At 53.3% G+C, this 20,490-nt stretch carries 22 protein-coding genes and 1 other annotated feature; of the genes, 7 read left to right on the top strand and 15 right to left on the bottom strand.

What is annotated here, in order from left to right; all coding sequences use genetic code 11:
- Window positions 1-13 precede the first annotated feature (13 nt).
- The 3 genes from FZF21_RS12050 to FZF21_RS12040 are packed head-to-tail and all read right to left on the bottom strand — an operon-like array spanning window position 14 to window position 1,740.
- The gene (locus tag FZF21_RS12050; protein WP_003856762.1) at window positions 14-553 is read right to left on the bottom strand and encodes a septation protein A; all 540 of its coding nucleotides are present in this window, start codon (window positions 551-553) and stop codon (window positions 14-16) included.
- Window positions 554-566: 13 nt separating this feature from the next.
- A complete protein-coding gene (locus FZF21_RS12045) occupies window positions 567-1,310 on the bottom strand; it encodes a YciC family protein (RefSeq protein WP_045347760.1) in 744 nt (247 codons plus the stop codon).
- 25 nt (window positions 1,311-1,335) lie between these two features.
- Window positions 1,336-1,740: a YkgJ family cysteine cluster protein gene (locus FZF21_RS12040; protein ID WP_023296724.1), complete on the bottom strand. Its 405-nt coding sequence runs from the start codon at window positions 1,738-1,740 to the stop codon at window positions 1,336-1,338.
- Between the two features lie 282 nt (window positions 1,741-2,022).
- Here FZF21_RS12040 and ompW point away from each other — a divergent pair, with 282 nt between their 5' ends.
- A complete protein-coding gene (ompW, locus tag FZF21_RS12035; protein WP_023303840.1) occupies window positions 2,023-2,655 on the top strand; it encodes an outer membrane protein OmpW in 633 nt (210 codons plus the stop codon).
- Window positions 2,656-2,941: 286 nt separating this feature from the next.
- Here ompW and yedF read toward each other — a convergent pair whose 3' ends face one another.
- The 8 genes from yedF to trpL all read right to left on the bottom strand — a co-directional run bounded on the left by yedF (window position 2,942) and on the right by trpL (window position 11,229).
- On the bottom strand, window positions 2,942-3,175 hold the full coding sequence (yedF, locus tag FZF21_RS12030; protein ID WP_003856774.1) for a sulfurtransferase-like selenium metabolism protein YedF: 234 nt from the start codon (window positions 3,173-3,175) through the stop codon (window positions 2,942-2,944).
- Window positions 3,172-4,383 carry a selenium metabolism membrane protein YedE/FdhT gene (gene yedE, locus FZF21_RS12025; RefSeq protein ID WP_063945906.1) on the bottom strand — a complete coding sequence of 404 codons (1,212 nt, stop codon included), beginning with the start codon at window positions 4,381-4,383 and terminating at the stop codon, window positions 3,172-3,174. The genes yedF and yedE overlap by 4 nt, the downstream gene beginning before the upstream one ends.
- A 174-nt stretch (window positions 4,384-4,557) precedes the next feature.
- Window positions 4,558-5,367 carry a tryptophan synthase subunit alpha gene (gene trpA, locus FZF21_RS12020; RefSeq protein ID WP_063945905.1) on the bottom strand — a complete coding sequence of 270 codons (810 nt, stop codon included), beginning with the start codon at window positions 5,365-5,367 and terminating at the stop codon, window positions 4,558-4,560.
- Window positions 5,367-6,560, bottom strand: a complete 1,194-nt coding sequence (gene trpB / locus FZF21_RS12015) for a tryptophan synthase subunit beta (protein ID WP_003856780.1) — start codon at window positions 6,558-6,560, stop codon at window positions 5,367-5,369. The genes trpA and trpB overlap by 1 nt, the downstream gene beginning before the upstream one ends.
- A 10-nt stretch (window positions 6,561-6,570) precedes the next feature.
- On the bottom strand, window positions 6,571-7,929 hold the full coding sequence (gene trpCF / locus FZF21_RS12010) for a bifunctional indole-3-glycerol-phosphate synthase TrpC/phosphoribosylanthranilate isomerase TrpF (RefSeq protein ID WP_063945904.1): 1,359 nt from the start codon (window positions 7,927-7,929) through the stop codon (window positions 6,571-6,573).
- A gap of 3 nt (window positions 7,930-7,932) precedes the next feature.
- Window positions 7,933-9,528, bottom strand: a complete 1,596-nt coding sequence (gene trpD, locus FZF21_RS12005; protein ID WP_047738681.1) for a bifunctional anthranilate synthase glutamate amidotransferase component TrpG/anthranilate phosphoribosyltransferase TrpD — start codon at window positions 9,526-9,528, stop codon at window positions 7,933-7,935.
- Window positions 9,528-11,090: an anthranilate synthase component 1 gene (locus tag FZF21_RS12000; protein WP_017384222.1), complete on the bottom strand. Its 1,563-nt coding sequence runs from the start codon at window positions 11,088-11,090 to the stop codon at window positions 9,528-9,530. The genes trpD and FZF21_RS12000 overlap by 1 nt, the downstream gene beginning before the upstream one ends.
- Before the next feature lie 23 nt (window positions 11,091-11,113).
- Window positions 11,114-11,208: a sequence feature (Trp leader region), on the bottom strand.
- Window positions 11,185-11,229, bottom strand: coding sequence for a trp operon leader peptide (gene trpL / locus FZF21_RS11995; protein WP_071524153.1), 45 nt, complete (start codon window positions 11,227-11,229; stop codon window positions 11,185-11,187). It overlaps the preceding feature by 24 nt.
- Window positions 11,230-11,356: 127 nt before the next feature.
- On the opposite strand from trpL, the gene rnm reads away from it, so the two are divergent.
- From rnm to FZF21_RS11980, 3 genes are all read left to right on the top strand, one after another.
- The gene (gene rnm / locus FZF21_RS11990; protein ID WP_023296717.1) at window positions 11,357-12,250 is read left to right on the top strand and encodes an RNase AM; all 894 of its coding nucleotides are present in this window, start codon (window positions 11,357-11,359) and stop codon (window positions 12,248-12,250) included.
- The gene (locus tag FZF21_RS11985; protein ID WP_003856793.1) at window positions 12,247-12,867 is read left to right on the top strand and encodes an L-threonylcarbamoyladenylate synthase; all 621 of its coding nucleotides are present in this window, start codon (window positions 12,247-12,249) and stop codon (window positions 12,865-12,867) included. The genes rnm and FZF21_RS11985 overlap by 4 nt, the downstream gene beginning before the upstream one ends.
- A 161-nt stretch (window positions 12,868-13,028) precedes the next feature.
- The gene (locus FZF21_RS11980) at window positions 13,029-14,669 is read left to right on the top strand and encodes a tyrosine-type recombinase/integrase (protein WP_223832631.1); all 1,641 of its coding nucleotides are present in this window, start codon (window positions 13,029-13,031) and stop codon (window positions 14,667-14,669) included.
- Window positions 14,670-14,725: 56 nt separating this feature from the next.
- Here the strand turns inward: FZF21_RS11980 and arsH are convergent, their stop codons facing one another.
- The gene (gene arsH, locus FZF21_RS11975; RefSeq protein ID WP_149121307.1) at window positions 14,726-15,427 is read right to left on the bottom strand and encodes an arsenical resistance protein ArsH; all 702 of its coding nucleotides are present in this window, start codon (window positions 15,425-15,427) and stop codon (window positions 14,726-14,728) included.
- A gap of 89 nt (window positions 15,428-15,516) precedes the next feature.
- Between arsH and FZF21_RS11970 the strand changes: the two genes are divergently transcribed.
- From FZF21_RS11970 to arsC, 3 genes are read left to right on the top strand one after another with little or no spacing between them, the layout of a single operon-like run.
- On the top strand, window positions 15,517-15,837 hold the full coding sequence (locus FZF21_RS11970) for a metalloregulator ArsR/SmtB family transcription factor (protein WP_006810860.1): 321 nt from the start codon (window positions 15,517-15,519) through the stop codon (window positions 15,835-15,837).
- 46 nt (window positions 15,838-15,883) lie between these two features.
- Complete coding sequence (locus tag FZF21_RS11965) at window positions 15,884-17,173, top strand: arsenic transporter (RefSeq protein ID WP_047353327.1); 1,290 nt, start codon at window positions 15,884-15,886, stop codon at window positions 17,171-17,173.
- Between the two features lie 15 nt (window positions 17,174-17,188).
- Window positions 17,189-17,614, top strand: a complete 426-nt coding sequence (arsC, locus tag FZF21_RS11960) for a glutaredoxin-dependent arsenate reductase (protein WP_006810858.1) — start codon at window positions 17,189-17,191, stop codon at window positions 17,612-17,614.
- Window positions 17,615-17,781: 167 nt separating this feature from the next.
- On the opposite strand, the gene FZF21_RS11955 is transcribed toward arsC, so the two are convergent.
- The 3 genes from FZF21_RS11955 to FZF21_RS11945 form a co-directional block, all read right to left on the bottom strand.
- A complete protein-coding gene (locus FZF21_RS11955) occupies window positions 17,782-18,339 on the bottom strand; it encodes a recombinase family protein (RefSeq protein WP_001273865.1) in 558 nt (185 codons plus the stop codon).
- A 136-nt stretch (window positions 18,340-18,475) separates the two neighbouring features.
- Window positions 18,476-18,892 carry a hypothetical protein gene (locus FZF21_RS11950; RefSeq protein WP_006810857.1) on the bottom strand — a complete coding sequence of 139 codons (417 nt, stop codon included), beginning with the start codon at window positions 18,890-18,892 and terminating at the stop codon, window positions 18,476-18,478.
- Between the two features lie 362 nt (window positions 18,893-19,254).
- The gene (locus tag FZF21_RS11945; protein ID WP_149121308.1) at window positions 19,255-20,484 is read right to left on the bottom strand and encodes a primase-helicase family protein; all 1,230 of its coding nucleotides are present in this window, start codon (window positions 20,482-20,484) and stop codon (window positions 19,255-19,257) included.
- Between the last annotated feature and the right edge of the window lie 6 nt (window positions 20,485-20,490).

The following is a 20,490-nucleotide window of genomic DNA, read 5'->3' as shown; positions in this document are numbered from 1 at the left end:
CTGGCCAGAAGGATCAGTGCTTGTCATCCTGCGGCATGTGGCGATAAATATAAACGCCGCTGAGCAGGGTGAAGATAAGAGTCAGCGCCGTCAGGCCAAACACCTTGAAGTTGACCCAGATATTCTGCGGCAGCCAGAATGCGATATAGATATTCGCCAGACCACACAGAATAAAAAATAGTGCCCAGGCGATATTCAGACGCCCCCACACAGCCTGCGGCAGGGTCAGTTCTTTCCCCAGCATGCGCTGGATCAGCGGCTTCTTCATCACCCACTGGCTGATGAGGAGTGCGCCCGCAAACAGGCCGTAAATCACCGTGACCTTCCATTTGATAAATTCATCATTGTGGAAGAACAACGTCAGACCACCAAACACCGCCACCATCAGGAAGGTGATGAGCGCCATCTTTTCAACTTTGCGATAGCGAACCCAGCTGTAAATCAGCACCACAGCCGTTGCCACAATCAGCGCCAGCGTGCCGGCATAAATGTCGTACAGCTTATAAAAAGCGAAAAATACGATCAGCGGTAAAAAATCAAGAAACTGCTTCATTCTGCGATCCCAGTTACTGACGAATTAACATGTACAGGCGGAACAAATAGACCAGCAGCACGGCTGAAATCAGATTGCTCAGCGTATTGGCGACAACCGCTCCGACGTTTGGCGTTAACACCGCAAAATTCGGCGCAAACAGCAACAGCAGAGTTTTGGCCAGCAGCCAGCTGATAACGGCCGGGGCGACCAGTCGCATATTGGCCCATGCGAGCCTGATGCTGCTGCGCATGGCGGTGAAAATGCCCATTTTGTCCTGCACAACCATTACTGGCGCGAATGAAAGCACGATAGCCAGCAGCACGCCCGGAACGACAACCAACATTATCCCCATCTGGACCAGCAGCGTGGTAAGGAAGATGAGGATAAACAGTTTTGGCAGCACCGGAGCGCTGGCCCCGATTGCACGTAACGCGCTGACGCGTTGGCCGGCAGACACCAGCTGGATCATCAGCAACACGCCACCCGCCAGAATGGCGTTGCCAATCAGGCCCGAGAAGGTAGATGCCGCAGATGCGCGCAGCAAGATTTGCTGTTGCTCTGGCGTCATATTCTGTACAAGGTCAAACAACCCTGCGCTGCCTGCAAGATGATCCCCCTGGCTCAGCGTGGCAATCTGTTCATCACTGGGTGAGAACGCATGACCCAGCACCACCGTAATAAAGGCGCACAACAACGCGATCAGTAAAAAGGTAATGAACTGATTGCGGAAAAAATTTCCCGTGTCACGGTAGACAGACTTCGCCGTGATAGACATGCACTCTCCTTGAGTATTGCAGGTGTTAATTAGCCGGCAATTGTACACCGGATAACACGCTGGTGGCAGCATCAAGGCTTGTATGGAAAAGCATATCTTTGTAAAGCGGCGGTAATCCATAGCGGGCGCGGGCGCGATTGCATGCCTCATTGACCTGCCCATCCTTTCCCGACATCGCGAAAGTGCGACACGGGCTGGGGCGATCCGCGTAAATGGAACAGCGGGTGGATACCCCAGGCTCACCTTGCAGTGCCACACAGCGGCTCTGTTTTTGGTTGGTGCCGCGCATACAGCGCAGAAAAGGGGTTAAGGGTTCCGTGAGATCAACCGGAACGGTGCCGCCGCCATCGCTGGCTTCAGCCCAGTAGAAAGAGACTCGAAAATACGCACAACAGGCTCCGCACGTCATGCACGGGTTATGATCACTCATGGCACACCTGCAAAAGTAGAACGCATCAAATCACATTGTGAGAGCGATAAATTATCCAGCCGCTACAGGAAGCGCAAGAGAGGGAAGACAGAAAATTTTGTAACCATGAAATGCCAAAAATTGACGCGGTAACAACTTATTGCTTTATGAGGCGTCACCAAAAATTAACCTAGATCAATGAATGTTAACTTACTGGTTTTAATGTGATCTGTGTTAGATCACTTATTACTCATTTGTGAGTATATTCTCCTCCGCAATTAAAACCACAACGATGGAGCGGATATGAAAAAATTAGCGGTGGCAGCCCTTATCTTAAGCAGTCTCTCTGGCGGCGCGTACGCGCATGAAGCAGGCGAATTCTTTATTCGTGCCGGTTCGGCAACGGTACGTCCAACGGAAGGGTCCGATAATGTACTGGGTATGGGCGGGTTTAACGTCAGCAATAACACCCAGTTAGGCCTGACGTTTACGTATATGGCAACGGATAACGTTGGCGTCGAGCTTTTAGCCGCCACGCCATTCCGTCACCGCGTCGGTTTAGGACCGACCGGGGACATTGCCACGGTTCACCATTTGCCACCAACGCTGATGGCGCAGTGGTACTTCGGCGATTCCAGCAGCAAGGTGCGCCCTTATATTGGTGCAGGGGTTAACTACACCACCTTCTTTGATGAGAAATTTAACGATACCGGTAAAAAGGCCGGGCTCTCCGATCTCAGCCTGAAAGACTCGTGGGGTATGGCGGGGCAGGTTGGTCTGGATTATCTGATTAACCGTGACTGGCTGATCAACGCCTCGGTCTGGTATATGGACATTGATACGGACGTGCGCTTTAAAGCTGGCGGGCAGCAGCAAAGTATCAATACCCGACTGGATCCGTGGGTATTTATGTTCTCAGCAGGCTATCGTTTCTGACAGAAGATATATCCCCTGTCAGCCGGTGATTGCTGTATGGTGGTTGTTCCATACACCTGGCTGGAGGGGATATCCCCAACATCAAATTTGAGTGTCCGGTTTGTGCAGGTAAACAGTTTCAGTTCACGACGTTCAGCCCAGCACATAGCCTACCTCACGGTGCTATCTGTTCCGTTTGCGGAACACGTCTCACCATTCATTCATGCCTGCCGAAGCTCAGACGACGACGGTGGCCAAAGCCAGTAAACTAGAAAAGGCCTCTGAGAGGCCTTTTTCGATCGTGAAGTCACTTCTGAATTAAATAACGAATGGTTGGTCCGTCCTGCTGGATATCCAGCACGGTATAGCCGTGATTTTTGGCATCAAGAGGAATGTTATTGATCGACTGGGGGCAATCGCTCACCACTTCCAGAATTTCACCTTTCTTTAGCTGCGGTAGCGCTTCAAGCGTGGCGACGGCCGGGTAAGGGCAAGGTTCACCCACCATATCGAGACGATAATCAGGCACGATCTCTTTCATGCGGCATTCTCCTGAGTTTCAGTTTTGGCGGTGGCGCGTCGGAAGAAGCGCTTCTCTTGTGCAACAACCAGTAAGAAGGCGATAAGCAGCAGGGCATAGGTCACCAGGAGCCCCCCGAGTGGACCAAAGGTATTCAGCAGGTTGACCTTGTCCCAGTTTGTTGCCAGTACCGGAGAGACGTCATCCCAGTAGTAGGCCAGAATGGTAGAGCCAATCACGTTACCCAGACCCACCCACCAGTAATGCACCTGGCCTTCCACAGCGCGATACATCCAGCCGGTTTCACACCCGCCCGCCAGCACGATGCCAAAACCAAACAGCAGCCCGCCAACGACGGCATTTGGGCCCGCCCACATGATTTTCGGTTCCACGCCGAGCTGAACGTAGCTGAAGATGCCGATCGCGCTCACGGCCATACCGGCAATGATCGCCTTCGCCATCATGGTGCGTCCGGTGATCCACATATCGCGAAACGCGGAGGTAAAGCAGATCTGCGCGCGTTCAATCAGCAGACCAAAACCGACGCCGAACAGCATGGCCAGGCCGAGTTTTGGCTGATTCATCGCCGTGCAAATCGCCCAGGCAACCATGGCAAAAAAGACCAGCATACCGAGGCGGAAGCGACGACGCGCCTGATCGGGTTTTTGCGTTAACGGAGAGGCAGCGCTAACTTTCGTCATTTTCACCGGAATGCGGAACAGTGGCAGCAGGGTGAATTTAGCACCGAAGTAGGAGCCGATGGCGGTGGCGACGGCAAAGAACCAGGCATGCAGCGAGAACTGCGGAATACCGGTAAAGAACGCGGCCAGATTACAGCCCATCGCCAGGCGGGCGCCAAACCCGGCAATGATGCCGCCGACCACGGCCTGCATAATGCGGATGCGGCTTTTCGGCATGCGCAACTTAACGTTGTTGGCCCACAGCGCGGCCGCAAAACAGCCGCCGAACATGCCAATGATCATCATCCCGTCGATGCGGGTCAGCGGTGTGCCCTCAAGATGGATCAGTTTGAAGTAGCCCCACTCTTCGGCATGGACGCCTGCCAGCTGTAATAGCTGCCCACCCCAGCGGGTAAACTCGCCCGTAACAGCCCAGAAGGTGCCGGTAATACCGAAATAATAAGTAGAGAGAATGCCTGCCGCGATAACGGCCGGAACAGGTGACCAGAACTTAACCAGGTAAGTCTGTTTGAAGGAATGCCATGACATGAATAACCTCTGAACTCAGAAGGGTAACGCTAAAAAGAGCCCAGATCATACGCTTACGCGAAAGTTTGGAAAGTCATTCACACCGAAAATATCGACAGGATCAATTTTGACCTGCTTCTTTCAGGAAGAGAGAAGGGAAAACCGCCTGACGCCGGGGCCAGACGGTGTTAACGGTTACGCCTTGCGCGTGGCCGCTTTCATGGATGTGACGAATGCGTGTAACTCAGCCAGCATCTGCTCTGGCTTATCCACGTTCTTCTCGATAATTTTCACGATAGCCGAACCGGAAATGGCTCCGGCGGCTTTCGCGTCAATCGCCGCAGTAACCTGATCCGGTGAAGAAATGCCAAAGCCCTGAAGCGGCGGTGCAGCATGGTATTCTGCCAGCTTCTCCACCAGATGATGCAGCGGCAGCGCGGCTTTGTTTTCCGCACCGGTGACGCCCGCACGGGAGAGCAGGTAGGTGTAACCTCGTCCGTAAGAGGCAATCTGGCGCAACAGATCGTCATCGGCATTCGGTGGACAGATGAAAATCGGCGCGACGTTGTGGCGCATTGCCGCCTGACGGAATGGCGCAGACTCTTCAACGGGCACGTCAGCCACCAGCACGGAGTCAACGCCCACGCGGGCGCACTCTGCGTAAAACGCATCAATACCGCGGCTGAACACCAGGTTGGCGTACATCAGCAGGCCGATCGGAATGGTCGGGTGCTTCTGACGGATCGCCGCCAGCATTTCAAAGCACTGGCTCGGCGTCACGCCCGCGGCAAACGCGCGTAGCGTTGCGTTCTGAATGGTCGGGCCATCCGCCAGCGGATCGGAGAACGGAATACCGAGCTCCAGCGCGTCGGCACCGGCATCAATCAGGGTGTCGATAATCTTCAGCGACTGCTCCGGGCTGGGGTCGCCCAGCGTCACGAAGGGAACGAAGGCGCCTTCCTGGCGAGCTTTCAGTTGTGCAAATGCGTTGTCGTAGCGTTCCATCAGATTTCCCCTCGTGCTTTCAGAATATCGTGAACGGTGAAGATATCTTTGTCACCGCGACCGGAAAGGTTTACCACCAGCAGCTGCTCTTTTTCCGGGTTTTCCTTCATCATTTTCAGCGCGTGCGCCAGCGCGTGGGAAGACTCCAGCGCCGGGATGATCCCTTCATTGCGGCACAGCGTTTTGAAGGCCTCCAGCGCTTCGTCATCGGTGATGGAGACATAATCCGCGCGGCCGGTGCTGTTGAGGAATGCGTGCTGCGGCCCTACGGACGGGAAATCCAGCCCGGCAGAGATTGAGTAAGACTCCTCAATCTGCCCTTCATCAGTCTGCATCATCGGGGCCTTCATGCCGAAGTAGATCCCTACGCGGCCATGCTTCAGCGGCGCTCCGTGCTCGCCCGTTTCAATGCCGTGGCCGGCAGGCTCAACGCCAATCAGCCCAACGCTGGTTTCGTCGATAAAATCGGCAAACATGCCGATGGCGTTAGATCCGCCGCCAACGCAGGCGATCACCGCATCCGGCAGGCGACCCTCTTTTTCGAGGATTTGCGCTTTAGTCTCTTCGCCGATCATGCGCTGGAATTCACGCACGATGGTCGGGAACGGGTGCGGGCCCGCGGCGGTACCGAGCATGTAGTGGGCGGTTTCATAGCTGCCAGACCAGTCGCGAAGCGCTTCATTACAGGCATCTTTCAGCGTGGCAGAACCGCTGTGCACCGGGATCACTTCCGCCCCCATCAGACGCATACGGAACACGTTTGGCGACTGGCGCTCAACGTCCTTCGCCCCCATGTAAATGCGGCATTTCAGGCCGAGCAGGGCGCTGGCGAGCGCTGAGGCCACACCGTGCTGCCCCGCGCCGGTTTCGGCGATGATTTCGGTTTTACCCATCCGCTTCGCGAGCAGCGCCTGGCCAAGCACCTGGTTAGTTTTATGCGCGCCACCGTGCAGCAGATCTTCACGCTTAAGATACAGCGTGGTTTTGGTGCCTTCGGTCAGGTTGCGGCATTTGGTCAGCGCCGTCGGACGACCGGCGTAGTTTTTCAGCAGGTCAGTAAACTCCGCCTGAAACGCCGGATCTTTCTGTGCGCTCACGAACGCTTCTTCCAGCTGGCGCAGCGCGGGCATCAGGATTTGTGGGACGTACATCCCACCGAACTCACCAAAATACGGGTTAAGTAATGTCGTCATCTTCTCTTCCTTAATATGCACGCAGAGTTTTAAATACCGATGCCAGCTTGCTGGCGTCTTTAATGCCCGCTTGGGACTCTACGCCTGAATTGAAATCGAGGCCGGCGCAGCCGGTTTTGGCCGCTTCCACACAGTTATCGGGGCTTAATCCCCCCGCCAGCAGGACATTGTCCAGCACTTCGCCACGCAGCAGTGACCAGTCGAAACGCTGCCCCGTGCCGCCCTGGCCGTTGTCGAGCACGTATTTATCAACATGCTTCAGGTTACGCGCGGGCAGGGTGGCGCCAACGCTTTGCGCTTTCCAGATCTGAACCTGAGGCGCCAGAACATGTCGCAGAGCATCGATGTACGCCTGATCTTCATCGCCGTGCAGCTGGACCGCGCTCAGGGATAACGCGTCCGCTTTTGCCGCAACGTCGTTAATATCCGCATTGCGGAACACGCCCACGTAGCTCAGTGGCGCAGCCGCGATCACCTTGCGCGCCTGTTCTTCATTTACTGCGCGAGGAGAGGACTCGACAAAGATCAGACCACCATAGATTGCGCCCGCTTCATAAGCGGCCTGCGCATCCTGTTCACGGGTCAGGCCGCAGACTTTGTTCTCACCCAACAGCACGCGGCGCACGGCCGCATTAAGATCGTCGTGTTCCATCATTGCGGAACCGATCAGGAAACCGTTGGCAAAGTGGCTGAGTTCGCGCACCTGAGCGTAGCTGTTAATCCCGGATTCGCTGATCACCGTGACGCCCGCGCCCAGACGCGGCGCAAGCTGGCGCGTACGGTTGAGGTCAATCGACAGGTCGCGCAGGTCGCGGTTGTTAATGCCGACCACTTTGGCTTCCAGCGCGATGGCGCGCTCCAGCTCCTCTTCGTTGCTCACTTCGGTCAGCACGCCCATATTCAGGCTGTGCGCGACGGCGGAGAGCTGGCGATACTGCTCGTCATCCAGAACGGAGAGCATCAGCAGGCAGGCATCTGCCTGGTAAAAGCGCGCCAGCCAGATCTGATACGGGTCGATAATAAAGTCTTTGCACAGAATCGGCTGCGGCGCGATGCCGCTGACAACGGGCAGAAAATCGAAGCTGCCCTGGAAATATTTCTCATCCGTCAGCACAGAAATGGCAGACGCATGATGCTTGTAGATACCGGCAATACGCGCCGGGTCGAAATCGTCGCGGATCACGCCTTTGGACGGAGACGCTTTTTTACACTCCAGAATAAACGCGGTACGCGCGCCCTGGAGCGCATCATAAAAACGACGGCTGCTCGGAACGACGTCATTCTGAAAACTGGCGAGCGGCTGCTGTTGCTTACGGGCTTCCACCCAGATGGCCTTATCGGCGACGATTTTCGCTAAAACGGTCTGCATTATTTACCCTCTTGCCGCAAGTGCGGTAACGCGATCGTAAGCTGCACCGGAGCGCAGTACGTCCAGAACTTTTTGGGCGTTGGCTTTCAGATCTTCCTCGCCATGTAAACGCATCAGCATGGCTACGTTGGCCGCCACGGCGGCCTCATGGGCGGCCTCACCTTTACCTTGTAATAAGCGCGTGAGAATGTCACGGTTTTCTTCCGGCGTGCCGCCCGCCAGGGCGTCCTGATGGTACGAGGTCAACCCGAAGTCAGCGGCCTCAAGCTGATAGTTCAGCACTTCGCCGTTATTCAGTTCCGCCACCAGCGTGGGCGCATGCAGGGAAACTTCATCCATCCCGCCGCTGTGTACCACGGCGGCGCGTTGGTAACCGAGGACGCGCAGCGTCTCCGCAATCGGCAGGACCAGCTCCGGGCTGTAAACGCCAATCAGCGCCAGCGGCGGGTGCGCCGGGTTAATGAGTGGACCGAGCACGTTAAACAGCGTACGGGTTTTGAGCTGCTGGCGAACCGGCATCGCGTGGCGGAAACCGGTGTGATACTTCGGCGCGAACAGGAAACAGACGCCCAGGTCATCCAGCGCTTCACGGGAACGCTCGGCGTTCATGTCCAGGTTGATACCGAAAGCCGCCAGCAGGTCGGACGATCCTGAACGGCTGGACACGCTGCGGTTGCCGTGTTTCGCCACCTTCAGACCGCATGCCGCGGCCACAAAGGCGCTGGCGGTGGAAATATTGATACTGTTACTGCCGTCGCCACCGGTCCCGACAATATCGGCAAACGGATAGTCCGGGCGCGGGAACGGGGCGGCATTTTCCAGCAGCGCGGTTGCCGCGCCGGCGATCTCCTGCGGGCTTTCGCCACGTACCTTCATGCTCACCAGCGCAGCGGCCAGCTGCTCAGGCTTCAGCTCGCCGCGCACTACGGCGGAGAACAGCTGATGGCTCTCCTGCTGGCTCAGGGTCTGAGCCTGATACAGTTTTTCCAGAATCGGTTGCAGGGTGTTGGTCTGTTCCAGCTTTTGTAGCGCCCAGTCGAGCGTTTGCTCCAGCAGGCGCGCGCCGTTGGACGTCAGGATAGATTCCGGGTGGAACTGCATCCCGCAGACGCGATCCGCATCGTGACGCACCGCCATCACCATCCCTTCAAACGAGGCGTTAATGGTCAGCCCGGCCGGAATGTTGCTGCCGACCAGCGAGTGGTAACGCGCTACCGGAAGCGGGTTCGGCAGACCGGCAAACATCGCCTGACCGTCATGTTCAATACTTGACGCTTTACCATGGAGGATCTCCCCCGCCTGACCCACGTAACCGCCGTAGGCTTCGACAATCGCCTGGTGGCCGAGGCAGATGCCGATAATCGGCAGCTTGCCGCGCATACGGGTCAACAGCTCAGGCATACAGCCTGCTTCGCTCGGTGCGCCTGGGCCCGGGGAGAGCATCAGCACCGGGTTTTGCATGGTCGCCAGACGGTCAATTAGCGTCTGGGCCGGAACGTGGTTGCGATAGATAACGACATTGTGACCATTCGCACGCAGCTGATCTGCCAGGTTGTAGGTAAAGGAGTCGATATTATCGAGCAGCAGAATGTCAGCCATCAGAAAATCTCCTGTGCATGGTGTGCGGTAGCAATAGCGCGCAGTACCGCGCGCGCCTTACTGCGGGTTTCGTCGGCTTCCGACTGCGGAACAGAATCCAGCACAATCCCGGCCCCGGCCTGGACGGTGGCAATGCCGTCCTCAACGTAGGCGGAGCGGATCACGATGCAGGTATCAAGGTCACCGTGAGCGGTGAAATAGCCCACGGCACCACCGTAGCTGCCGCGACGGCGTCCTTCCGCTTCGGCGATCAGCTGCATGGCGCGGACTTTCGGCGCGCCGCTCAGGGTGCCCATGTTCATGCAGGCGCGGTAGGCATGCAGAACGTCGAGGTCGTGGCGCAGTTCACCCACCACGCGGGATACCAGGTGCATGACGAAGGAGTAGCGGTCGACTTTGGTCAGGTCCGCCACGTAGCGGCTGCCAGGCGTACAAATGCGTGCCAGATCGTTACGCGCCAGGTCAACCAGCATCAGGTGTTCGGAGAGCTCTTTATGGTCGGTACGCATTTCCAGTTCGATGCGGCTGTCGAGATCGCGGTCCAGGGAGCCATCGGCACGACGGCCGCGTGGACGGGTTCCCGCTATCGGGTAGATCTCAATCTGGCGGCTGGTGGCGTCGTACTTGAGGGAGCTTTCCGGCGACGCGCCAAACAGGGTGAAATCATTGTCCTGCATAAAGAACATGTACGGGCTTGGGTTGCTCTTTTTCAGCACATCGTAAGCCGCCAGCGGCGACGGGCAGGGCAGTGTGAAGCGACGGGACGGCACTACCTGGAAAATCTCCCCGGCACGAATCGCTTTTTGCATCTGACGTACCACCGCGCCGTACTGATCGTCGGTCTGACTCACCTCGCAGGTCATCTTTTCAACACGCTGTACCGGGAGCGCGGGCGGTGCTTCTGACATCTGCTGTTGCAGTTGGGCGATGCGCTGCGCGAGGCGATTTTTCTCAGACTCAGACGGCGTGAAAAGGCTGGCCTGGATGCGGGTATATTTTTTCTGATGGTCGATCACCAGCAGGGTTTCGGCCAGGTAGAAACAGTAGTCCGGGCAGCGGTTTCCCTGCTCGGTTTCCGGTAAATCTTCAAAGCCAGCAACCAGGTCGTAAGCAAACAGCCCGCCAAAAAACATTGCTTCGCGCTCAACTTCCGGCACGGCCACCAGATTTTGCAGCAGGCGAAAGGCGTCAAAAACGGAGAGCGAGCAGAGGCGGGCATCCTCATCCAGCAGCTGGCTCACCGGCGGGAAATGCAGAATACGCAGGTCCGGGTGGCGTTCATTTTCAATGCCTGAAGGCAGCGCCGCATCCAGCAGCGGCAGGAGCGACGCGCCATTGTCAGACAACGCCCTGATAGTGACGGTATCACCTAACGCGGTAATGCGCAGCGCGCTGTCAACCAGCAGCAGGCTTTTGAGGTCGTCCTTACTGTCGATATCAGCTGACTCCAGCAGCAGCGTCGCGGGACGTGCGCCGCACACCTGATGAAACAGCGCGGTAGGGTTATGGCGATAGGCCGCCTCGCAGGTCAGCAGTTCGAGATGAGGTTTGGCTGTTTGCATGTTGTTGTTCTCATATTCTGTTCAAAAAAAAGCCCGCTGGGTAGCGGGCCGGGTATCTGTTTGCATTTCGCAGACGCGTGACACTGCCCGAAGATCAGGAAGTACGCCACCAACCGTGCAGAGCGAAATGTGCTGTCATTTTCAGATACCTTTCTCGTGTGAACTTGCGTACTAGTTAACTAGTTCGGTGGCGTGTTGTCAACCCCTGATTTCAGTATTTCACGGTTAGTCGGTATCATAGGGGCTTCGGATGTCTCCAACCTGTTATGGGAAGTGCTTTGAGCGATACCACCTACGCCGTAATTTATGATTTACACAGCCATACGCAGGCTTCAGATGGCCTGCTGACACCCGAAGCCCTGGTCCATCGCGCCGTTGAAATGCGTGTCGGCACGCTGGCAATAACCGATCACGATACCACTGACGGCATTCCCGCCGCGCGCGCCGAGATTGCCCGTAGCGGACTGGCGCTGGATCTGGTGGCCGGGGTTGAGATCTCGACGGTCTGGGAAAACCACGAAATTCATATCGTTGGCCTGAATATCGATACAGAACATCCGGCCATGCGTGCTTTTTTGCAAGAACAAAAAACACGCCGCAATCAACGCGCGGAGATGATTGGCGAACGTCTGGAAAAAGCGCATATTCCCGGTGCGCTGGAAGGCGCGCGAACGCTGGCGAACGGTGGGGCGGTGACGCGCGGCCATTTCGCCCGTTTTCTTGTGGATGCCGGTAAGGCGACGACCATGGCGAATGTCTTTAAAAAGTATCTGGCGCGCGGGAAAACCGGATACGTTCCCCCACAGTGGTGTACAATAAAACAAGCTATTGATGTGATTCATCATTCTGGCGGTAAGGCCGTGCTGGCCCATCCGGGGCGGTATAATCTTTCTGCTAAATGGCTGAAAAGACTGCTGGCACACTTTGCCGACTGCGGCGGTGAGGCGATGGAAGTTGCCCAGTGTCAGCAGGCACCCAATGAGCGTTCGCAGCTCGCGACCTACGCCCGTCAGTTTGGTCTGCTTGGGTCACAGGGTTCAGATTTCCATCAGCCCTGCGCGTGGATTGAACTGGGGCGCAAGCTCTGGTTACCCGCGGGCGTTGAGCCTGTCTGGCAGCTCTGGGAACAGCCACAGCAAATTGAAGAGAGGGAAGTATGAGTCAGTTTTTCTATATCCATCCGGATAACCCCCAGCCACGTCTGATTAATCAGGCCGTGGAGATCGTCCGCAAAGGCGGCGTTATTGTCTACCCAACCGATTCTGGCTACGCGCTGGGCTGTAAAATTGAGGATAAAGGGGCGATGGAGCGCATCTGTCGCATCCGCCAGTTGCCGGACGGCCACAACTTCACCCTGATGTGTCGCGATCTCTCTGAGCTGTCGACCTATGCTTATGTTGATAACGTGGCCTTTCGTCTGATTAAAAACAACACGCCGGGTAACTACACCTTCATTCTGAAGGGGACAAAAGAGGTGCCGCGTCGTCTGTTGCAGGAAAAACGTAAAACCATCGGCATGCGCGTGCCGTCGAACCCGATTGCCCAGGCGCTACTGGAAACCCTCGGCGAGCCGATGCTCTCCACATCGCTGATGCTGCCGGGCAGTGAGTTTACCGAGTCCGACCCGGAAGAGATCAAAGATCGTCTGGAGAAGGTGGTGGAGCTGATTATTCATGGCGGCTATCTTGGCCAGCAGCCGACCACCGTGGTGGATCTCACCGAAGACGCGCCAGAAGTGATTCGTGAAGGCGTGGGCGATGTTAAGCCTTTCTTGTAAGGGTGTAAGCAGATATACTACGCGGCCATCAAAGCAGGGCGCCGCCCTGTTTTTGACCTGATTCGACGCCTGTGAAGGCGAAAAATCACCGAATCAAATCAAAGTGTTAGCGTTAACTCCATGAAATGTATAACAAAATGGGTAACGCAATGAGGAACAGAGTGTACAACAAGACTCCTCGATTCACGACGAAGCGCGGTAACGTCTACTACATCAACTTTCGACTTCCCGACGGAACATTTTTCCGTCGTAGCCTCGGCACAGATTCATTGCAAGCGGTCGGGGTTACAATGTCACGTCTTAGTGCATACATCCCCCTTGTTCAAAATGGTTCGCTGTCCATCGAACAGTTCAAAATGCACATTGACGGTTTCAGGGAAGCCACTCAGCGCGATTTCGACACTTATCTGTTGGACTGGCTTAGGATGGGTGTTGATGAAGCTAAACGAATGCCGGAACTTGGACGGATGCAACGCAAGATCGATCCAGATGCAGCAATCTCCCCGACTGCCAACGTTACAGAGGCTAAAGGCCGTGCTGAGATACATCTGAACCGAGTGTATAACGGTGATGATTCAACGGCGCGGATGCTTCTTGCCACTTTGCTGATGAAGAAGGTTTCCTTTGATCAACGTGATGTTGAACAGGCTTACGATGTGGCGGGGCAGATTGATTTACATCAGGCTATGCTCCACCAAGCCTACGACGCTTTCTATTCTGGTGATCTTGTTCGATATCGCTCTTTGGTCGAAGAGATGCAATTCAAGCTGACAGAAGCCGAGCGATTGAAGAAGCCAGCAGCTAAACATGCTGTAGCGCCAACGGTTGAGTCTGAAAGTAACGATACGCCTCTGCTTTCTGTTTCATGGAAAATGTTTACCACTGAAAAAGGAAAGGACTGGGTGGCGGCTGTCGCCAACGAAAACCAGCGCTTCTATAATGTGTTGTTGCATGTTATCGGTGATCTTCCTGTCGGAGTGATCACGAAGCAGCACATACGGCAAACTATAACCATTATTGAAAATCTTCCCCGTCGAAATAAAAAACCTTATTCCGAAATGACGCTTACGGAGTGTATTGATTTTGATGTACCGGAAGAGGATTTGATGAGCAGCGCTAACGTCCAAAAGCATCTCAAGATTTATTCCTCGTTCTTCAAAGTCTTCCTGAAAGATGAAAAGGACATTTTAGAGAAAGCCCCCACAGAAGGGATCAAATACGAGGTAACGGAGAACAAGGGCGGCTCTTACTCAAAACCTGAGATGCAACGCCTTGTAACGTATTTGAATACTTGCAAAGATTGGCGACGTGATTATTTCCTGACTCTGATTTATACCGGAGCACGCCGGGGCGAAATTGCTGCTATCCGTAAAGAGCACATTCGCGAAGATGAAGAAACACGGCGTTGGTATGTCTTCATTGACGGCGGGAAAACTGAACAGGCTGTGCGGCAGATACCGTTAAACAAGACCTCAGAAAAGTTACTTTTGGCGCGTGTTAAATCGCTCAAACCCACTGATCCTGTTTTCGGTGATTTACCGACGTATGAGCAGATCGGGCTTGAGTGGAACAGCATCATGGCCGATTGCAACATACAAAAATTTAATGAATTTGGACAAAAGAGGGTGATCCATGCCCTTCGTCATACTTTTATTTCAGAGGCAATGACAAAAGCGATGCCCGTGATGGTGCAGTTTTGCGTCGGACACTCCCGAACTCAATCGTTAGGTATCACAGCACGGTATACACATAGGCCACCGCTGAGGGACTTACTTCCAGTGGTTGATGGCATAAACTGGTAAAGCTGTCCCACCAACGGGTTTTATGGTTTCAATTACCAGCTATCTTTACCAATTTTTTAAATTTTCCGCTGATTCACCCGGATAGAGAGTTGTTCGTGATTTTCTTTTCTTTCGCTGTAGCGGTCAGCAAGGTATTCAGTATGGTTTTTCAAAATCAGTGTGATTTTGAATAGTTCCTCCATCACATCAACAATGCGGTCGTAATAAGAAGATGGTTTCATTCGTCCATCATCATCAAACTCTTGCCATGCTTTTGCTACCGATGATTGGTTAGGGATAGTAAACATCCTCATCCAGCGTCCAAGGACACGCATTTGGTTAACTGCGTTAAACGATTGGGAACCACCGCAAACTTGCATCACTGCCAAAGTTTTTCCCTGGGAAGGGCGAATCGCTCCTTCTGTTAAAGGAATCCAGTCTATTTGGGCTTTCAGAATGCTACTCATCGCGCCATGTCGCTCTGGCGAACTCCACACCATACCATCACACCACCGAACCAAACTCCGTAGCTCTTGCACCTTTGGATGTGTTTCAGGAGCATCGTCAGGAAGTGGTAAACCAGAAGGATTAAAAATTTTCACTTCAGCACCCATTTCCGTAAGCAATCGCCCGGCTTCTTCGGCACTAAATCGACTAAAAGATCGCTGACGTACTGAGCCGTAAAGGAGAAGAAAGCGAGGAGAGATGGCTGTACCTCCGACCTTTTCAGCTATGGTTGCATCAAAGCAATCAGTATTAAGAGCGGGGAATGTCTTCATGGCTTTACTCCAGAGTTTGTACACTATGCTTTACTTTTAACACATACGGATTAACATATGTATTCGTTTTTATCTGAGGCTGCTTACAGATGTTACCTGTTCAACTTTTCAAGCTACTTGCAGACGAGACACGCACGACGATTATTCTATTACTGCGTGAGGCTGGGGAGTTGTGTGTTTGCGAGCTATGTTCGGTCACTAACCAATCTCAGCCAAAGGTTTCACGCCACATTGCTTTGCTAAGGGATGCCGGATTGGTGCTGGATCGCCGAGAAGGTAAATGGATCTATTATCGTCTTTCACCACACATGGCTGCATGGGCAGCTTCAATCATCGATACTGCCTGGAGTAGCCAGCGCGATGAAGTACGACAATCTTTGAATAACGTAAATACCGCTGTTTGCGGATGATAACAAAAATACATTCACTAAATCGAATGTGTTTAAGGGGTTCGGAATGTTATTGGCAGGAGCAATCTTCGCACTAACCATCTTCTTTGTGATTTGGCAACCTCGCGGGCTTAGTATTGGCTGGACTGCCTCAATTGGTGCGGTGCTGGCTTTGTTTACGGGGGTTATACAAATAAGTGACATCCCGGTTGTATGGCACATTGTATGGAATGCTACCGCAGCCTTTATCGCGGTTATCATCATCAGCTTACTGCTTGATGAGTCTGGCTTCTTTGAATGGTGCGCTTTACATGTTGCCCGATGGGGTAATGGACGTGGGCGGCTGCTATTCACCTACATAGTGTTGCTGGGGGCCGCTGTTGCTGCTCTGTTTGCTAACGATGGAGCCGCGCTGATTCTTACACCGATTGTTATTGCTATGCTACTGGCGTTGGGATTCAGTAAAGAAACAACGCTGGCTTTCGTTATGGCAGCCGGGTTTATAGCTGATACTGCAAGTTTACCGCTGATCGTATCTAATCTTGTGAACATTGTTTCCGCTGACTTCTTCAAACTTGGGTTCAGTGATTACGCTTCCGTGATGGTTCCGGTAGACCTTGCGGCGATTGCTGCCACGCTTGCGGTACTTCATCTCTTCTTCCGTAAAGACATTCCAGCCGTTTATGAATTGTCCCGGTTAAAAGCGCCAGCAGAAGCTATCAAAGATCTGGCAACGTTCAGAACTGGTTGGATAGTGCTATTGCTTCTCTTAATAGGTTTTTTTGTACTCGAACCTCTCGGAATACCTGTAAGTGCGATTGCAGCAGCAGGGGCTTTAATACTTTTTCTTGTTGCCAAACGAGGGCATTCGATTAATACGGGCAAGGTGTTGCGTGGTGCGCCCTGGCAGATTGTAGTGTTCTCGCTCGGTATGTACCTGGTTGTTTATGGTCTGCGTAATGCAGGACTAACCGAACATCTTTCGGGTGTTCTAAACCAGCTTGCTGATAGAGGTATCTGGGCCGCTACGCTGGGAACTGGCTTCTTAGCTGCGTTCTTGTCATCCATCATGAACAACATGCCCACTGTTTTGATTGGTGCTTTGTCGATAGATGGAAGTATGGCATCAGGGATTATCAAGGAAGCGATGATCTATGCCAACGTGATTGGCTGCGATCTGGGACCAAAAATCACACCCATAGGAAGTCTTGCAACGCTGCTTTGGTTGCATGTCCTTGAACAGAAAAGCATAAAAATAAGTTGGGGGTACTACTTCCGCGTAGGCGTGATTATGACGCTGCCTGTGCTGTTCGTTACCCTTAGTGCGCTGGCATTGCGCCTGTCGTTTTCCCTGTAAGATAAGAGAATAATCATGACTGACATAACCATTTACCACAATCCAGCATGTGGAACATCCCGTAATACGCTGGCTTTAATTCAAAATAGCGGTGTTGAGCCAACTGTGATTCTCTATCTGGAAACACCTCCAGACAGGGATAAACTCAAGGAATTGATTAGCGCGATGGGGATCAGTGTTCGTGCGTTGCTACGAAAAAATGTTGAACCATACGAGCAACTTGGTTTAACAGAAGACCGTTTCACCGATGAAGAATTGATAGAGGCAATGCTAAGTCATCCCATTTTGATCAACCGTCCGATTGTCGTTACGCCACTTGGAACACGCCTTTGCCGTCCATCAGAAGTGGTATTGGACATTCTTCCAAACCCTCAGAAAGGCGAGTTCATTAAGGAAGATGGAGAAAAGGTCGTAGGGAAGGATGGCAAGCGGCTAATTTAACAATAATCTACTTCGCATCATCCGTATCAGTGTATAAACAAGACGTTTACCAGGTGATGTGTGTTGCGCCATTACTTGAGATGTTTAACACGATTTCCGCGACGTACCCAATTCCAGCGGTAGGATTCCTTAAATATCAGTAGCTTGTGGCCTCAAAAGGAATCTTGTTAGGCGGCGGCTTGTTCGGTCTTGATACGCTGCACGGTGCTGGTGGACACGTTGAAATCTTTCGCTATGGTTCGGATAGACTGACCAGCGGCAAGTGCTGACACAATCCCTACACGGTCAACCGCTGCGCCATTACCACGAGCGCCTTTGCGTCCCGCTGCTTTGGCTGCTGCGTAGCCTTCTGCCTGGCGTTCGAGCATCATTTCACGTTCCATCTGTGACATAGCCGCGAAGATGTTTAGCATAAGGTTGCTGGCGGCGTTGGCTTCTGCTCCTGCTGTTATCCCTTCCTTGTGGAATTGGACGCTTGCGCCTTTGGCTTTAACGTGCTCGATAATGTCGAGAACATCACGGAGGTTACGCCCTAAGCGGTCAAGGCTGTGAACGTGGATCACGTCGCCTTTACGAACGTAAGCAATCATCTCCTGGAGTTTGGGACGGTTGGTATTCTTGCCGCTTACCTTCTCTTCAAACTTTTCATCAAGTGTCACGCCGTCGAGCTGGCGCTCTGTGTATTGTTTATCTGTACTTACTCGAATGTAACCGATGTTAGCCATTGTAGTTTCCCTGTTCTGTTGAGCGTAGCGATTTAGTGTGTATCGATTATAGGTGTGTCGATTAAATTGATCAATACTATTTCGATACAATCTTGAAGGGGAAAAGACCCGGATTTTGGTGTGTCGAAATACTGTGCTATTTCGCTACATGTTCCGGGAGGCTAAACGGGTAGTATCTGATTCGGTAGTCCTCAAGTGCCCAGGGGCTGCGGTGCGTGATTACAAAGTGGTTCCACTGATAGGAAACAAGTTCGGGATCTCTGGTGGTTCGTTCGTCTGTGACCGTGACCACGCTCAAGCCGTCGCGGTGAGCTTCCCACTCAAGGCGGTGAATGTAGTAGCCGGGGTGCATTTCGATTAAAGGCGTATCCGGGATCACTCTTGGGAAATGGTCTGCGATGTTCTCAGCGCTCCGTGCTTCCGCTTCGAGCTGGCGCTTCTCTTGCTGGTGGCTTGTCTCTGCGGCAAGCTGGCGCTCAACCTCGGCTAAACGGTGGGCCTTGCGACCGTTCTGGAAATAATTTACGTATGCTGCGTGGGTACGTCCTGACATGTAATGTCCTCCTGTAAAATTTGGATCTTTTTTGATGTGCTGGCTGTACGCTGGAGCGCGTCAGGCGGCGTGAATGTGGAAGGAACGAAGCCCGAAAATCCGGGCGGCGATACCGATCCACGGTATGAGTGATTTCAGATTTTGCTTTAAGGAAGTTGTTAGGCATTTGCCTATCAAACTTTTAAAAATTGATAGTCGGGAAACGCTGGTGCTCCTGTTATTCCCATTTGGAAAATGGTGAAGCTGTAGAACAGATCTAAGAATACTTAATAAGTAGCCCTGTTAGCCCTGTAGCCCTGATCAGGCCTGTAGCGGCGCGGGTTTCAAAATACAGGGCTAAAATCGTAGCCCTGTAGCCCTGATCATTTCGTCGGGGTTGGGTAGTATTTATCGACAAACCAGGAAAGGGCGCTCTCCGGGATTTTCCCGCTGCCGTCCTGCGGCGCTCGATACCAAACTGATTTTAACCCTGCTCTGGTGTTCACTCTGGCACTGACATAGCCGTTGTCACGTAACCATTGACTCGCATCCTGTGGTCGCGGGAACGATGGACAAGCATCATGGAATGCCTTGAATGCAAACGCCGGATTCTCTCCAGTGAAGATCTCCGCTTCGTTCTGCTCTTCGGTGATGCTGGCTTGTTTCATGCGTTCCAGCGCCACGCTGTAAGGTGGGCGATAAGGGGTGAACTCGGACAAGGGGTAAGCCATTAGCCAGGCGTGTACGGCTTCCAGACCGCCAACGGCGAGCCACTCCGCAAGGCAGGTGATAAACTCGGCGGTTTCCTCCCTGCTCACCTTGTGGCGTATGTAGTGAGTGCAATAATGGCGGCGGTCATTCGCCTCCACTTCAATCGGACTTTCACTGTTTGAAAAGGTGAAGAATCTTGTAAATGTTGGCACTTTACGGGGCTGTTCGTACTTCCGGTTAATTTCGATAACCGGTTCTGTCTGAATGCTCTTTAGACGGTCTGCCATGTTGCGCGTGGCTGGCGGCGGGTCATCAAACAGGATCAGGATTGTACGGGCCATAGCATCGTTATGGACGGTGGTTAGGGTGCTGTAATTGCTGTACAGCGTTGTCTGGTGCATCAGGAGCGGTGACAAGATTTGATTGAACAAAAAACCCTTGCCCGTTCCGGTGTCGCTTGGGATCACGATGTGCCAGCTTGGGCGCTGTTCCGGGTGCTGGAACATGTGCGCCATGTACGCGCTCACTGTGGCGCGGTCTGTCTGGTCGGGGAAGAGTCGGGCCAGGTAGGAGTGCCATAGTGTCAGATCTGCCGCTGGTGTCTTATCACTGCGCCAGCGCCTGAATGTGTTCAGTGTGCCGTTCTGGTCGATACCGTAGGGCTGCGTCGGGTTGAATTCATTCACCTTGATAAAAGGAATGTGATCCCAGAGTAGGTTTAAATAACTTCGTCGCCACTGCTCACCAGTCGATAAATAGTATTCCCGTTCGAGAATGTCCAGAGCGTGATTTGTGTTAGTGGGGATGTGGTGGAGAAGTATTTTACCTTGAGCGGAGATAAAAGCGTATTTCTGTTTCTGTAGATGGTCAATCAGCTTTTCTATTTGTAGCTTTGGATTCATTCGTTT

This window comes from Enterobacter sp. LU1 (assembly GCF_008271405.2).
GTDB lineage: Bacteria > Pseudomonadota > Gammaproteobacteria > Enterobacterales > Enterobacteriaceae > Enterobacter > Enterobacter hormaechei_C.
Note: the sequence above shows the minus strand (reverse complement) of the source record. Positions and strands in the feature narration are given on the sequence as shown.

What these genes read in the sequence shown, in the direction of transcription:
- trpD (WP_047738681.1), bottom strand. Translation starts at nt 9,528, where the DNA reads ATGGCTGACATTCTGCTGCTCGATAATATCGACTCCTTTACCTACAAC.
- yedF (WP_003856774.1), bottom strand. Translation starts at nt 3,175, where the DNA reads ATGAAAGAGATCGTGCCTGATTATCGTCTCGATATGGTGGGTGAACCT.
- trpA (WP_063945905.1), bottom strand. Translation starts at nt 5,367, where the DNA reads ATGGAACGCTACGACAACGCATTTGCACAACTGAAAGCTCGCCAGGAA.
- FZF21_RS12040 (WP_023296724.1), bottom strand. Translation starts at nt 1,740, where the DNA reads ATGAGTGATCATAACCCGTGCATGACGTGCGGAGCCTGTTGTGCGTAT.
- FZF21_RS11945 (WP_149121308.1), bottom strand. Translation starts at nt 20,484, where the DNA reads ATGAATCCAAAGCTACAAATAGAAAAGCTGATTGACCATCTACAGAAA.
- trpB (WP_003856780.1), bottom strand. Translation starts at nt 6,560, where the DNA reads ATGACGACATTACTTAACCCGTATTTTGGTGAGTTCGGTGGGATGTAC.
- FZF21_RS11970 (WP_006810860.1), top strand. Translation starts at nt 15,517, where the DNA reads ATGTTACCTGTTCAACTTTTCAAGCTACTTGCAGACGAGACACGCACG.
- FZF21_RS12045 (WP_045347760.1), bottom strand. Translation starts at nt 1,310, where the DNA reads ATGTCTATCACGGCGAAGTCTGTCTACCGTGACACGGGAAATTTTTTC.
- arsH (WP_149121307.1), bottom strand. Translation starts at nt 15,427, where the DNA reads ATGAAGACATTCCCCGCTCTTAATACTGATTGCTTTGATGCAACCATA.
- arsC (WP_006810858.1), top strand. Translation starts at nt 17,189, where the DNA reads ATGACTGACATAACCATTTACCACAATCCAGCATGTGGAACATCCCGT.
- yedE (WP_063945906.1), bottom strand. Translation starts at nt 4,383, where the DNA reads ATGTCATGGCATTCCTTCAAACAGACTTACCTGGTTAAGTTCTGGTCA.
- FZF21_RS11985 (WP_003856793.1), top strand. Translation starts at nt 12,247, where the DNA reads ATGAGTCAGTTTTTCTATATCCATCCGGATAACCCCCAGCCACGTCTG.
- FZF21_RS12050 (WP_003856762.1), bottom strand. Translation starts at nt 553, where the DNA reads ATGAAGCAGTTTCTTGATTTTTTACCGCTGATCGTATTTTTCGCTTTT.
- FZF21_RS11955 (WP_001273865.1), bottom strand. Translation starts at nt 18,339, where the DNA reads ATGGCTAACATCGGTTACATTCGAGTAAGTACAGATAAACAATACACA.
- rnm (WP_023296717.1), top strand. Translation starts at nt 11,357, where the DNA reads ATGGGAAGTGCTTTGAGCGATACCACCTACGCCGTAATTTATGATTTA.
- ompW (WP_023303840.1), top strand. Translation starts at nt 2,023, where the DNA reads ATGAAAAAATTAGCGGTGGCAGCCCTTATCTTAAGCAGTCTCTCTGGC.
- FZF21_RS11950 (WP_006810857.1), bottom strand. Translation starts at nt 18,892, where the DNA reads ATGTCAGGACGTACCCACGCAGCATACGTAAATTATTTCCAGAACGGT.
- trpCF (WP_063945904.1), bottom strand. Translation starts at nt 7,929, where the DNA reads ATGCAGACCGTTTTAGCGAAAATCGTCGCCGATAAGGCCATCTGGGTG.
- FZF21_RS12000 (WP_017384222.1), bottom strand. Translation starts at nt 11,090, where the DNA reads ATGCAAACAGCCAAACCTCATCTCGAACTGCTGACCTGCGAGGCGGCC.
- FZF21_RS11965 (WP_047353327.1), top strand. Translation starts at nt 15,884, where the DNA reads ATGTTATTGGCAGGAGCAATCTTCGCACTAACCATCTTCTTTGTGATT.